The organism is Bacillus sp. S71 (assembly GCF_016625265.1).
In the GTDB taxonomy this organism is placed as follows: domain Bacteria; phylum Bacillota; class Bacilli; order Bacillales; family Bacillaceae_G; genus Bacillus_A; species Bacillus_A cereus.
The window spans coordinates 135,019-149,072 of sequence record NZ_JACVUW010000002.1 but is presented as its reverse complement, the minus strand read 5'-3'; the positions used below and the strand labels follow the sequence as shown (position 1 = coordinate 149,072).

The window sequence follows — 14,054 nt, the reverse complement described above, 5'->3', positions numbered from 1 at the left end:
CCCTTTCATCCACTTCCAACTTATTTTCGATTTCGTAACCATAAAACAAATATATTGATAAATAGCAACAAACCTAACAAAACAATCATCCCAGCTGCTGCTACATACTGAAATTCTTCTTGTGGCCTACTCATCCAATTAAAAATTTGAATTGGTAAAACTGTAAATCTATCAAACATACTAAATGGAACATAATTTGCAAACGCAAGTGCCCCAATAACTAATAGTGGTGCTGCTTCTCCAATTGCTCTTGATATCGCTAACGTACAGCCCGTTATAATCCCCGGGAAAGCATATGGCAATACAATTTGATACATCGTTTGCCACTTCGTAGCACCTAATCCGTAAGAACCCTCTAATAATGCACTTGGTACTGATCGGATTGCTTCTTGACTCGCCACAACAACTGTTGGTAAGACGAGTAAACTCATCGTCAGTGCTGCTGCAACTATACTCTCTCCTAAATGAAGAGCATATACAAAAATAGTTAAACCAAGCAATCCAAATACAACGGATGGTACTCCTGCTAATGTTTGATTATTAATCTCTACTATTTTTTTAAATAGAGATTCCTTCGCATATTGCTCTAAATAAAGGGCTGTTCCAACTCCAAATATAAAAGAAACAGGTATAACAATACTCATAAATAATATTGTCCCTGACAAAGCTGCAGCAATACCAGCTTCTTTCGGATTACGTGAAGCGAAATTTGTAAAGAAATCTATTGAAAGATAGCTTATACCTTTTTCAACAATTTGAAACAGTAACACAAACAAAATTACGATTGAAAATAAAATCGCTATATAAAATAACAATTTGTAAATTCGATCTTTTAAAAAGCGTGATGCCATGTTTTTTTGTATTTTTTTATGATTCAACATCCGCATATTATGTCATCCTCCTAAAACGGCGCATAATTGACTGCGAAATGATGTTCATAATAAAAGTAAACAAAAATAATGTTGCACCTACAGCATACATGCTGTAATACGTAATCGTTCCATGCGGAGCATCACCTAAACTTACTTGCACAATATAGGCTGTTAACGTTTGAATAGAATGTGTCGGATCAAGCGATACATTTGGTGTGGATCCTGCCGCAATTACAACAATCATCGTTTCACCAATTGCACGCGAAGCCGCTAATATAATTGCTGCCATAATCCCTGTAAAAGCGGACGGAAACACCACTTGTTTTACCATTTCAAACCGCGTCGCTCCGAGTGCTAATGAAGCTTCTTTCGTCCCTTTCGCCACAGCTCTCATCGCGTCTTCAGATAGAGATGCAACTGTAGGCATCATCATAAATCCGATAACGATTCCTGGGCTAATCGCATTAAAAAACTGTAAATCTGGTATAATCCTTTGTAAAAGCGGCGTAACAATTGTTAATGCAAAAAAACCATATACAATTGTCGGGATACCTGCTAATAGCTCTAACATCGGCTTTAATATTTTCCGTGCACTATTTGAAGCATATTCGCTTAAAAATACGGCACACGCTAAACCAATAGGAATTGCTACAAACATAGCGATTGCTGTTACAAGGAACGTTCCACATATAAGTGGTAATATACCGAATTTAGGATTTTCAAAAAACGGTAACCATTCTTTCTCCGTCAAAAAGGAGTACAATGATATTTTTTGAAAAAACATGATTGTTTCATTAGAGAGCGTAAAAACAATTCCAAGTGTCGTAACAATAGAAACGCTAGCAATTATTTTTAGTAACAAAGGCATTATTCGATTGATTCGCTGCGTTTTTTTTCTTTGTTTTGTATTTCTTTCAATCAAATGTTGTACAGAAAATGTAATTTGACTTTTGTCATTATGAGCCAAAGATGAAAACCCCTTTCCACCCTGACATTACCTTTTTATTTCTGTTAACATACGCAGCTGTTCATTGTATTTTTCTTTTCTTAATTTTACATACCCGACCTCTTCAGCGAGGTTACCAACATGCTGAATCATAAACTCAACATAGTTTGCTACATTCATTTTATTTCGGATAGATGCATTATTCACATAAGTAAGTAGCGGCCTAGATAACGGCTTATACTTACCTGACTGAATGGTCTCTTTCGTCGGAAATACACCATTCACTTTTATTGCTTTCACCTTATCTCGATTAGCCATATAATAAGCATATCCTACAAAAGCAATGGCATGTTTATCATTCATTACCCCTTGCATAATAACTTGATCATCTTCAGACAAAGAGACTTTTTTTACAATGCGATGATTTTGTAAGATGACATTTTGAAAATAATCATAAGTACCAGAGTCTACGCCTGGTGCATAAAACTTCACTTGTTCACGTGGCCATGTTGAATGAATTTGTGACCATCGCTTCTCTCTTCCATCTTCACTCCACAGTAAACGTAACTCGTCTACTGACATATCGTCTACCCATGTATTGTGCCGATTCACAACGATTGTAAGACCATCGTTAGCGACCTCAAAAGGTGTGAACTGAATAGAGTTTTTCTTCATCTCATTTTTCTCGACTTGTTTCATTACTCTCGAAGCATTATTTATATCTACTTCTCCTTTACTGAAACGATTAAATCCTCCTCCAGTTCCAGAAACACTGATGGAAATTTTCACGTCTGGATGCACCTTTGTATATTCCTCCGCTACTGCTTCTATAATAGGAAAAACCGTTGAGGATCCATCAACTCTCACTTCTCCCATATCATTTAAAGCAAATGCAGTAGACATTTCAAAACAGAGGAACCATATCGATAGTACGAAAATTATAATCGGTGTACGCATCCATTTCACGTGTTCTTCCTCCTAGAAGTAACCGGAAATAACAGGATTACAGATATAAGAATACTGCTAAACTATTAATTCGGTTTTAATTGTTTGTAAAAGTTTTGTAAAGTTCCACAAAAATCAACATACGATAAAGTGAAACTTTAATCAGCCCTCACCAATCGGGCTTTTACGGACAGCCCGACCCCCACCTAACTTTTTTGCTTTCGCTGAATTTTGAGATGGGGGTCTTACTGCCCGTTAATAGCGGGATACAATTTTAATCGGTAGTAGTTATTCATTTTCTCTGATAATTTCCCTATAAAACAGTTATCCCCTATCTCATCATATACAAGTATTATTTATAAGGCCGCGTATTTCCCAATATTGTATACTTGTCCACATTTATTACACGATATGCATAAACCATAAAAAAAAGCACACTATCTTTTCAGATAGTGTGCTTTTTTAAAATTTTTTTATTCATCATCTTGATCTTTATTTTTATTGTTTTTATCATCTTTTGGAGCTTCACCATTTACTTCTTGGTTTTTTAAATCAAAGTAGGCGTCCATAATTTCACGACCAATATATCCATTAATACCAGTCTTATCATCATGTACCCATGGAACAACAACAGAGAATGCTACTTCTGGATCTTCAAGTGGCGCATAACCTACTAATGTTAAGTTATATGTTTCCACACGTTCACCATTTGCCTTTCTACCAATCTCTTTATCTCCGCCATACACAGTTTGCGCGGTACCTGTCTTCCCTGCCGCTTTATATTTTGCACCTGTAAAGTATTTGGTAGCTGTACCACCTGAATCATTATACACTTGTCTAAATCCTTCTTGAACACGTTTAATTTGCGATTCTGGCATATCAACACGATTTAATACTTTCGGTTCCATAGATTGAACAACTTTCCCAACTTCATCTGGTTTCACTGCCGGTTGACGAATTTCTTTTACAACTTGTGGTTGCATACGATATCCACCATTGGCAATCGTCGAAATATATTGCGCTAATTGAAGCGGTGTATACGTATCATACTGTCCAATTGATAAATCTAGTAAGAAACCTGGTTGACTACCTCTCCCCATCTGACCAGCAGATTCATTCGGTAAATCAATTCCTGTTTTTACACCAAGTCCAAACTGTCCGAAATAATAACGCATCGTATCAAATGCTTTTTGAGGTATATCTAACGTACCACCTCTCACATACTGAACACCGGCGATATTCATCGCTGTTTTAAACATATAAACGTTAGAAGACATTTTTAAAGCTGTAAGGTCATTAATATATCCCATCGTTTTCCAAGATGACTTCGTAGGTGTACCTTTTAATTTAATTGGTTCATCCAATTGTACTGAACCTGGTTGAATCGCACCAGTTTGATATCCAGTAAGTACTGTTGCACCTTTTACAGTTGACCCCATCGGATAAGAACTTGTCATGGTACCTAATGCAAAGTCATTTACTTTCGTTTGACCATCTTCGTTAACTAATTGTTTCCCAGCCATAGATAAAACTTCACCATTTTTTGGGTTCATCATTACAACGAATGCGCGATCTAAAAGAGGTTCGCTTCCTTTAAATCTCATTAAATTCTTCGTAAGAATATCCTCCACACGCTTTTGTAATTCCATATCAATCGTTAAATTCAGGTCATTACCACTTTGTCCTTTTGATACATTAATCGTTTCTAAAATATTACCGTTTTTATCTGTAACATTTCTAACTTCTGCTTTCGTACCGTGCAGACTATCTTCATACTGTTGTTCAAGATAACTTTTTCCTACTCGGTCATTTCGATTATAATCACGAACAAGATAGTAATCTAGTCTTTCTCTTGGTAAACCTTCGTCAGAAGTTGTTACACCACCAAGTACACTTCGGAACAAATCACCATCATATGCATATTTTCGTTCCCAATCAACACTTGTATCTACTCCCGGCAATTGCGCTAAATTTTCACTAATAATCGCATATTCTTCATCTGTTGCATTTTTCTTAAGAACTTGAGGTGTCATTGCATATCCGCCATCCATCTTACTCTTAATCGCTAGTATTTCTAGATCTTTTGCGGATAATTGATTAATCTCTTCTTCTGTTACACGACTGCGCTGACGCTCGTCTAATTCTTTATCATCAATTTTTTTATCTTTAAACTCTTGACGATCTTTATTCGTAATTTTTTCTTTAGCTTCCTCTTTATGCATAGCAAGCCAATAATCTTTTTTATCGCGATCTGTTAATTTATCTGTCGGTACTTCAATCAAATCTGCTAGCTTTTTCGCTGTTTCTAAGCGATCCTCTGCAGTTGATCCTTTCATTTTTGTAAATGTAATAGTACGAATGGCTGCATTATCTACTACAGGTCGCCCATAACGGTCAAATATTTTCCCACGCGGTACAGGATTACTTATCGTTGAGTTTTCTTTCTTCTCCACTTCATTCTTATATTCTTCACCGCGAACAATTTGTACATATCCGAGCCTTACAATAACCGCGGAGAACATTAAAAACACGCAGAAAAACAGCACGTTTAACCGAAAAGGAACGTGGGTCTTTTTCTTATTTTGCTTCTGCTTCTTGCTCATACAAACCCCCTCTACCAACAGCTATGTAATGTGAAAGGGACACCTTCATACAGGTGTCCTCACTGCTGTCTTACATCTTTTTCTATTCTAGCATAAAACAAACGAGAAGTTAACCTTCTGGTTCAGTTTGGTTTTGCGCGTTCCCTTGCGTTACAACACTTGTTTTACTCGCATTTCCCTCATCATATTTGACATTTTTAACTGCAAAATAAATAAGAAAATGTCCAGCACCTAAAATACATAATAAGTAAGGTAAACTTTTTTCAGGTGGAAAGAATAGTACAGCACATAAAAAACTTAAAATAGAACAGATTCTTCCGGCGTTTAACCACAGCTCCCGAACAACGACATATTCCACACGCCATTCTCTCGCATTTTTCGCTCTACCAATTACGTCATATGTCATTGATCCATACGGAACAAGTAAAATAGGATATGCAATCGCAATACATGCCGCATAAATAAGTAATTTCGTGTATGTAACATTGAAAATAACTAAAAAGACGACAGCATATAAAATAATGCCTCCAAGTAAAATTGCTTTTTTTCGCCACTCCTTCTTTAACATACGAGCAACTAAGTAATAACATACAAAGGATACAGCAGAGTTCACTAAACTATATTTCCCTAATGCGAACTCACTATTAGTTGCTAAATAAACATATACTGAAATGACAAAAATAAACGTTCCTTCTCTCAATCCTTGGAAAAAATGAGCTCGTGTAATCTTTCCCCAGTTTTTATCAATCCGTCGTTCTTTCAATACTTGCACGATTTCATAACGCCCTTCACATTCTCTTTTAGATAAAAAGAAGCTTAAGACGACAGCAATTGCAAATAGAACTAATGAAAGAAAGAATATAACAGTATAACCACTCCATTTCTCCATACGTGAAATTGTGTATCCTGCTGCTATTGGTCCGATCATCCCAGAGAAGGATGTAAGAAGTCCAAGAAACCCATTAAAGAAATCTCTTGTTTCTGGTTCTGTAATTTCAAATGTCAATAAGTTAAAAGCCAACCAGTAAAAACCGTATCCTACTCCTAAAAGAGCCCCCATTAATAAAATATACTGAGAAGCACTTTTCCCCGCTACTAAGACAACAATAAAAAAAATTGCGAGCGTTCCTACTCCTATTCGTAATAAAATCGAGCGATCGATACGTTTCGCTAATTTTCCCCCTACAAGAAATGTGAGAGGCTGTAATATAACGCTGGCCAAATTATACAAGCCAAGATTCACATAATTTTGTGTTTGTTTCCATAAATAAATATTTACAAACGTATTCGATAAAGAAATTGCGAGCGTGTATAAACCTCCTATAAGGAGCAATAACACTAAATCCCGATTCACTTCAACGTCACCAATTATATGTTTCCACTTCATACACAACTCTCCTTTACTTCATGTTCTAGTCTTCCAAAGACAAGCCCAATTATGTAAAAGGAAAGCATAGAAAAAAAGCTAGGGGTTCTCCCCTAGCTTTTTTCTATATTTATTACAATTATTTTGCTTCTTGGTAACGTTTTTCAGCAGCGTTCCAATCTACAACGTTCCAGAATGCACCGATGTAGTCTGGACGACGGTTTTGGTAGTTTAAGTAGTAAGCATGCTCCCAAACATCTAAACCGATAACTGGCGTTTTACCTTCAGTTAAAGGAGAATCTTGGTTTGGAGTGCTTGTTACTTCTAGCTCACCATTGTTTACTACTAACCAAGCCCAACCAGAACCGAAGCGAGTTGCGCCAGCTTTTGCGAATTCTTCTTTGAATGCATCGAAGCTACCGAATTTTGCTTCAATTGCAGTTGCAAGTTCACCTACAGGTTGTCCTCCGCCGTTTGGAGATAGGATTGTCCAGAAGAATGTATGGTTAGCATGTCCGCCACCATTGTTACGTACTGCTGTACGGATTGCTTCTGGTACTTCGTTTAAGTTTGCAACTAATTCTTCTACGCTTTTGTCAGCTAATTCTGCATGACCTTCTAAAGCAGCGTTTAAGTTTGTAATGTACGTGTTGTGATGTTTTGTATGATGGATGTTCATTGTTTCTTTGTCAAAGTGAGGCTCTAAAGCATCATACGCATAAGGTAAATTTGGTAATTCGTGTTTTGCCATTGTTATATTCCTCCCAGTTTATGTATTGCCACTTAAGTGACATACAACTTCATTCTACCCTAATTGCCATAGGGTGCAAACAAATAAATCACATTGTCTTGCTATCATTAAAGTAGCAAAATTCCCACTTCTTTTCAATTAAAATGCTCATATATTCCGTAAAAAAAGCTTCCTTCTACAAGGAAGCTTCCTGCTAACATAATAAACATGCGAAATGGATATGGACCCTGTAGGACTCGAACCTACGACCGGACGGTTATGAGCCGTCTGCTCTAACCAGCTGAGCTAAGGGTCCACAATTATGTATATAACAACATATCAAATAAAGGAATTCCTATCGGATATGCCCTTTAAGAAATGTAAGATAAATTTACCATATAGAAAAGAAAAGTGTCAATTGTATTTTTCTTATTTAAAAGAAGAAAGTTAATAAAAAGAAATTTAGTTATCTCCACTATATGTAAATATAATATATCTTGAGATTCTCTAGATTCCTACGTTACAATGATTTTATACATACATAAAGGAAGTGAATCTATGTCCATATTTACCCAATTCGTAAAAAGCATATACTCGCCTAAAGATATGGCGCTATTCCGTTTTCAAAAAATCGGTAAAACCATTTTGTATATTATGCTACTTTGCTTAATTACTACTATTCCAAGAACTTTTTTGTACGGTAGTTTTATCCAAGATGGTGTAGGCATGGTAAATCAAGTCATCGATAAAGATTTACCTGATTTTAAAATTGAAAATGGCGAACTAAAAGCCGATATTGATCAGCCTATTGAAAAAGAAGAAGGAAATGCACTTTTCGTATTTGATCCAAATTCAACAGACCTAGAAAAATATCAAAATAAAACAGGTTTATTTGTTTTAAAAGATAAAGTAGTCTCTATGGGAAATGGTCAAACACAAACGTATTCTTATAACGATTTGTTAGGTGCATCTCTTGAGAAAAAAGATCTACAAGAATTTATTTCTTTATTCGATAATATTTATCCAATTTTATTATTTGTTATTGGATTCTTAGTGTACCTATTCCAATTATTCATCACTTTTGTAGGCGTGACTTTACTTGCGTTCATCGGTTCTGCTATGAGCGGTCAACGTAAACTATCCTATAAACAAGTTTGGACACTAACTGCATACAGCTACACAATCCCAACCATTTTCTTCATGATTATGGATTTATTCAAAATCGTCGTACCTGGGGCAACATTCATTTATATCGCTGTTGTTTTAATCGTTCTATACTTAACGATTAAAGAGGTACCCCAACCGAAAGAAAAATAAAAAAATGCCTAAATAGGCATTTTTTTTTTGGACAAGCATATATTCCTAGCAAAGGAGTGAAGAATATGAAGAGGTTAGGTATATTCCTATTCGTGCTTGTTCTCGGTTATATATTTTATTACGATATAAAAATCGGTACTTTACCGATGTTAAGTTCATATAAAAAAACAACTGCTGCCCAAACGATAAAAAAAGAAAACACAGACAGCCAACAAAATAAAGAGAATAAAACAGAAAAAGAAACGGATACATCTTATAAAACAATTGAAGTAAAAACTGGCGAGACAGTTCTTTCTATTACAGAACAAATTAACAAGAAAAAAATTCCTTCCATAGAAAAAGTCATTGACGACTTTAAACAATTAAACAAAAGTACATCTGCTACAAAAATACAAATTGGAAAGTCTTATAAATTCCCGTTATATCAATAAGCTATCACTTAATCCTTGTCAATTACATAAAGGCGCTGATACAATAGTAAAAGTGAAACCGAGCACTTCGGTTTCTATAGCCCTATATCACGTATACTATCATTGATATGAGGGACTAAATAAGAAACTTCTTTTATAAGGAGAGCGATCTATTCGTGAATGAAATGACTCATCGTACAAAAACACGTCCAGTTAAAGTCGGTAATTTAACAATTGGCGGTAATAATGAATTAATTATACAAAGTATGACAACAACAAAAACACATGATGTTGAAGCAACAGTTGCTGAAATCAAGCGTTTAGAAGAAGCTGGCTGTCAAGTCGTCCGCGTTGCCGTTCCAGATGAACGCGCAGCTAATGCTATTGCTGATATAAAAAAACAAATCAACATTCCACTTGTTGCTGATATTCATTTTGATTATCGCCTTGCTTTAAAAGCAATTGAAGGTGGCATTGATAAAGTACGTATCAATCCAGGTAATATTGGGCGTCGCCATAAAGTAGAAGCTGTTGTAAATGCAGCAAAAGAGCGCGGTATTCCAATCCGTATTGGTGTAAACGCTGGTTCATTAGAGCGCCACATTTTAGAAAAGTACGGATACCCAACTGCTGATGGTATGGTTGAGAGCGCGCTACATCATATTAAAATTTTAGAGGACTTAGATTTCCACGATATTATCGTATCTATGAAAGCCTCTGATGTTAACTTAGCAATCGAAGCATACGAGAAAGCTGCTCGCGCTTTTGATTACCCATTACATTTAGGTATTACAGAATCTGGAACATTGTTTGCTGGAACTGTAAAAAGTGCCGCTGGTCTTGGAGCAATCTTAAGTAAAGGCATCGGAAATACACTACGTATTTCATTAAGTGCTGATCCAGTTGAAGAAGTAAAAGTTGCTCGTGAATTATTAAAATCATTCGGTCTTGCGTCTAACGCAGCGACACTTATCTCTTGTCCAACTTGTGGTCGTATTGAAATCGATTTAATTAGCATCGCTAACGAAGTGGAAGAATACATCTCTACACTTCAAGTACCAATTAAAGTTGCAGTACTTGGTTGCGCTGTAAATGGTCCTGGTGAAGCTCGTGAAGCTGATATCGGTATTGCTGGTGCACGTGGAGAGGGATTATTATTCCGTAAAGGGCAAGTCGTTCGTAAAGTACCAGAAGAAACAATGGTAGAAGAACTGAAAAAAGAAATCGACGTAATTGCTGCTGAAATGGCTGCTGAACGAGAAAAAGAAAAAGAGACACAAGAACAATAAAAAGAAGGTTGCCACAATATTTGTGAGCAACCTTCTTTTCTACGTAAAAAAGCTCGTCAGTTATATAACCGACGAGCTTTTACTTTGCACATTTTGGACAACGACCATATATTTCAAACTTATGACCCGTTACTTCATAACCAGTAAAATCTTTATTCATAAAATCCATTGGGCAGGAAGTAATCTCTTTCGTCCCACCACAATCCAAACAAATAAAATGATGATGATGTTCCATAATAGAACAAGTGAAACGAAAATGTTTTTCACCATTTAATTCCGTTTGTTCTAAAACACCAATCTCAGCAAAAACTGTTAAGTTACGATAAATCGTATCAAAACTAAGCCCTGGATAATCGTCTTTCATATGCTCTAAAACGTCTTTCGCAGTTAAATAACGATTATGTGCTGCAAATAATCTGAGCATCTCTTCTCTTTTTCCAGTATGTTTGTATCCTTTTTCCTTCATTAGGCGTAAAGCTTCTGTTAGATTCATACCTATCCCTACTTTATGCAGTTTTTTTCTTCTTCCATAAAATCGCACCGATTAAAATAAGAACTGCTATCATAACAATTGTACCACCTGGTGCTAGATCAAGTTGATACGAAGCAAACATTCCACCAATTACTGCAATTTCACCAAATAAAATGGAAAAGAAAATTGTTTGTTTAAATCCTTTAGCAATACGAATACTTGCTGCAACTGGTAACGTCATTAATGATGATACGAGAAGAACCCCTACTACACGCATTGATACTGCAATGACAAGAGCAACTAATATAATGAAAATAAAGTGAATCCATTTCGCTCTTAAACCAGTTGATACTGCGTATTCCTCATCAAATGATAGTAGAAACAGCTCTTTATATAATAAAATAATTGTCGCAACAACAACAATTGCTACAATCCCAATAATAATTAAATCCGTACTTGTTACAGCACTGACACTACCAAATAAATAACTAAATAAGTCTGTGTTAAATCCATTTGCAAGTGAAATGAAAATAACTCCAACTCCCATCCCTGCCGAAAGAATAATCGGAATTGCTAATTCTTGATAGTGCTTATATACAGTTCTTAACTTTTCGATTAATAGCGCTCCACCAATTGAAAAAACCATCCCCATATATAAGGGGTTTAAAAATCCACCTGTAAAAATGGTTTTTTCAAGTAATAAACTTGCTGCAATACCTGATAACGTCACGTGACTTAATGCATCCGCAATAAGAGATAAACGACGAATAACAACAAACACACCTATTAGTGGTGCAACAAGTCCAATTAAAATACCTGCGTATAAAGAATTACGTAAAAAGTCATATTGTAAAAAATCTTGTATCATTATATCCTCCCGTGATGCTCATGTTCGTGTTCTAAACGATGAACATGATGTCCATATAAGACGGACATTTCTGCATCTTCTAACTCTCGGAACTTCTCTACATTTCCATGGAAATGTAGATGTTGGTTTAGGCATGCAACATGTGTTACTTTTTCGGTAACAGCTCCCATATCATGAGTAACAAGAATTAATGTGATCCCGAGCCTTTTGTTTAAATCCTCTAATATTTCGTAAAAACTTTCCACATTTTTTACATCGATTCCAACAGTAGGCTCGTCTAAAATAAGCAATTCAGGATCACTAACGAGCGCACGAGCAATAAATACACGCTGTTGCTGTCCACCAGAAAGCTCTCCAATATTACGACCTTGAAACTCACTCATCCCTACATCAGCAATTGCTTTTTCTACCTTTTTCTTATCCTCTTTTGTGAAAAAGCGAAAAAGCCCTTTTTTCGAAACAAGTCCCATTGACACAACTTCAGAAACAGTTGCTGGAAAACCAGAATTGAAACTATTTGCTTTTTGGGATACATAACCAACTTTATTCCATTCCTTAAACTTCTTACTATCAACGCCAAACACACGAATACTTCCTTCTTTTGGCTTTAAAACGCCTAATAAACACTTAAGTAAAGTTGATTTACCTGAACCATTCGGTCCCACTAAACCTAAAAAAGCTCCCTTCGGAACTTGCAAATTAATATTTTCTAACACATTCCGATCTTCGTATCGGAATGTTAAACCTTCAATCTCTAATATATTATTCATAGCATCTCACCTATTTTAATTCAGAATGATTCCGATTTATATCTATTTGAATTATAGTACAGCTTATTATAGTTGTAAACCAATCTGCCTAAAATATATCTATTTTTTCAAGAAACCTTACTATTATAACAAAAAGCAGAGAAAAATTCTCTGCTTTCGAAAAATATTCCTATATACGTTTAGTGAATAGCCGATTTAAACTTACCACCATTTGTCTCTTGCGTGCTCATAATCGTAACAAACGCATTTTCATCAATTTCATGCACAATTGACTTTAACTTCGTCACTTCTAGACGCGTTACAACTGCATAAATAACTTCTTTTTCTTTATCTGTATAACCACCTTTTGCTACAAGCTTTGTAGTTCCACGGCCGAGTCGATGTAAAATCGCATTTGATACTTCCTCATATTGATCAGATACAATTAAAACTGCTTTCGTTTCATCTAGCCCTTGAATTACTGTATCGATTGTTTTAAATGCAATATAGTACGTCATAACAGAATACATCGCTTGTTCCACACCAAACACAAATGCTGCCCATGCAAAAATAAATAAGTTCACAAACATTACGAATTCACCAACAGAGAACGGTAATTTCTTCGTTAATAAAATCCCCATAATTTCAGTTCCATCTAACGATCCACCATGACGAATTACAAGTCCTACACCAAGACCTAAAATAAGACCACCAAACACAGTCGCTAAAATAGGCTCTGTTGTAAACGGTGGCACCGCATGTAACGTTGACTCAATGAATGCTAGTGCTACAATACCAAATGCCGAAGATAACATAAATGTTTTTCCAATTTGCTTATAACCCGAATACATAAATGGGATATTGAGAACAACGACTAAAGTAGAAAAACTTAACCACCAAATATTAGGAGTAAGATAATCTAATATAAGAGAAATACCAATAATTCCACCATCAATAATTTTATTTGGCATTAAAAATAGTTCAATTGCTACCGCCGCGCATGCTGCCCCAAAAATAATCATAACTAAACGATAAATGAGATGAATAACACTTTCTTTTCGATGTTGCTTTTGCTCCATAGGTCCTCCCTTTACTCTTTTTCTGTAGTTTTGTCCTTATATTATAACATACGCTTCTTTTCCTCATGAAAAAAGAAACTCTATACGAATATGTACAAGCTATATGCTCATATATTTCGATAGAAGAACGCGTGAAGGAGGATAATAAGATGAACCTCATTAAACAAATTGTTAATAAAAAATTAAATCATATTTCTACAAAAGAGTTATTAAAATATAGCAAAGAATATGAAGTTTCTATTACGACTGCACAAGCTGACCAAATCGTTTTACTTATGAAAGGTAAAAATATTAATATTTACGATAACAACGAGCGACTAGAGCTCTTAAAACAGATCGCAAAAGTAACTTCCCCTGCCACTGCCCAACAAGTAAATACATTATTTCAGCAATTACTAAAATAAGGAG

General features: G+C 35.5%; 14 protein-coding genes and 1 tRNA gene. 4 read left to right on the top strand and 11 right to left on the bottom strand.

Annotated features, from left to right (window positions below; translation table 11 throughout):
- Positions 1 to 20 precede the first annotated feature (20 nt).
- The 7 genes from pstA to IBT51_RS04135 form a co-directional block, all read right to left on the bottom strand.
- Complete coding sequence (gene pstA, locus IBT51_RS04165) at positions 21 to 887, bottom strand: phosphate ABC transporter permease PstA (protein WP_029443309.1); 867 nt, start codon at positions 885 to 887, stop codon at positions 21 to 23.
- A gap of 1 nt (position 888) precedes the next feature.
- On the bottom strand, positions 889 to 1,839 hold the full coding sequence (gene pstC, locus IBT51_RS04160; RefSeq protein WP_000940904.1) for a phosphate ABC transporter permease subunit PstC: 951 nt from the start codon (positions 1,837 to 1,839) through the stop codon (positions 889 to 891).
- Between the two features lie 27 nt (positions 1,840 to 1,866).
- Positions 1,867 to 2,775 (bottom strand): PstS family phosphate ABC transporter substrate-binding protein, encoded by a 909-nt coding sequence (locus IBT51_RS04155; RefSeq protein ID WP_206702091.1) that lies wholly within the window; start codon positions 2,773 to 2,775, stop codon positions 1,867 to 1,869.
- A gap of 461 nt (positions 2,776 to 3,236) precedes the next feature.
- Positions 3,237 to 5,366 carry a peptidoglycan D,D-transpeptidase FtsI family protein gene (locus tag IBT51_RS04150; RefSeq protein WP_098678671.1) on the bottom strand — a complete coding sequence of 710 codons (2,130 nt, stop codon included), beginning with the start codon at positions 5,364 to 5,366 and terminating at the stop codon, positions 3,237 to 3,239.
- A 109-nt stretch (positions 5,367 to 5,475) separates the two neighbouring features.
- Entirely contained in the window at positions 5,476 to 6,753 is a 1,278-nt protein-coding gene (locus tag IBT51_RS04145) for an MFS transporter (RefSeq protein ID WP_023523062.1), read from the bottom strand.
- Between the two features lie 118 nt (positions 6,754 to 6,871).
- Positions 6,872 to 7,483 (bottom strand): superoxide dismutase [Mn], encoded by a 612-nt coding sequence (gene sodA / locus IBT51_RS04140; RefSeq protein ID WP_001052031.1) that lies wholly within the window; start codon positions 7,481 to 7,483, stop codon positions 6,872 to 6,874.
- A gap of 221 nt (positions 7,484 to 7,704) precedes the next feature.
- Positions 7,705 to 7,778: transfer RNA gene (locus tag IBT51_RS04135), tRNA-Ile, on the bottom strand.
- A gap of 242 nt (positions 7,779 to 8,020) precedes the next feature.
- Here IBT51_RS04135 and yqgB point away from each other — a divergent pair.
- The 3 genes from yqgB (at position 8,021) to ispG (ending at position 10,478) form a co-directional block, all read left to right on the top strand.
- Positions 8,021 to 8,779 carry a protein YqgB gene (gene yqgB / locus IBT51_RS04130; protein ID WP_000021895.1) on the top strand — a complete coding sequence of 253 codons (759 nt, stop codon included), beginning with the start codon at positions 8,021 to 8,023 and terminating at the stop codon, positions 8,777 to 8,779.
- A 65-nt stretch (positions 8,780 to 8,844) separates the two neighbouring features.
- Positions 8,845 to 9,210 (top strand): protein YqfZ, encoded by a 366-nt coding sequence (yqfZ, locus tag IBT51_RS04125; RefSeq protein ID WP_000825415.1) that lies wholly within the window; start codon positions 8,845 to 8,847, stop codon positions 9,208 to 9,210.
- 164 nt (positions 9,211 to 9,374) lie between these two features.
- Positions 9,375 to 10,478, top strand: a complete 1,104-nt coding sequence (ispG, locus tag IBT51_RS04120; RefSeq protein WP_161114734.1) for a flavodoxin-dependent (E)-4-hydroxy-3-methylbut-2-enyl-diphosphate synthase — start codon at positions 9,375 to 9,377, stop codon at positions 10,476 to 10,478.
- A 79-nt stretch (positions 10,479 to 10,557) separates the two neighbouring features.
- On the opposite strand, the gene IBT51_RS04115 is transcribed toward ispG, so the two are convergent.
- From IBT51_RS04115 to IBT51_RS04100, 4 genes are all read right to left on the bottom strand, one after another.
- On the bottom strand, positions 10,558 to 10,971 hold the full coding sequence (locus IBT51_RS04115; RefSeq protein ID WP_001054516.1) for a Fur family transcriptional regulator: 414 nt from the start codon (positions 10,969 to 10,971) through the stop codon (positions 10,558 to 10,560).
- Positions 10,972 to 10,984: 13 nt separating this feature from the next.
- A complete protein-coding gene (locus tag IBT51_RS04110; protein ID WP_000613817.1) occupies positions 10,985 to 11,818 on the bottom strand; it encodes a metal ABC transporter permease in 834 nt (277 codons plus the stop codon).
- Complete coding sequence (locus IBT51_RS04105; RefSeq protein ID WP_001059662.1) at positions 11,818 to 12,588, bottom strand: metal ABC transporter ATP-binding protein; 771 nt, start codon at positions 12,586 to 12,588, stop codon at positions 11,818 to 11,820. The genes IBT51_RS04110 and IBT51_RS04105 overlap by 1 nt, the downstream gene beginning before the upstream one ends.
- Before the next feature lie 179 nt (positions 12,589 to 12,767).
- Positions 12,768 to 13,646 carry a YitT family protein gene (locus IBT51_RS04100; RefSeq protein ID WP_000435960.1) on the bottom strand — a complete coding sequence of 293 codons (879 nt, stop codon included), beginning with the start codon at positions 13,644 to 13,646 and terminating at the stop codon, positions 12,768 to 12,770.
- A 149-nt stretch (positions 13,647 to 13,795) separates the two neighbouring features.
- On the opposite strand from IBT51_RS04100, the gene IBT51_RS04095 reads away from it, so the two are divergent.
- Entirely contained in the window at positions 13,796 to 14,050 is a 255-nt protein-coding gene (locus tag IBT51_RS04095) for a DUF2624 domain-containing protein (protein WP_001048958.1), read from the top strand.
- Positions 14,051 to 14,054 lie beyond the last annotated feature (4 nt).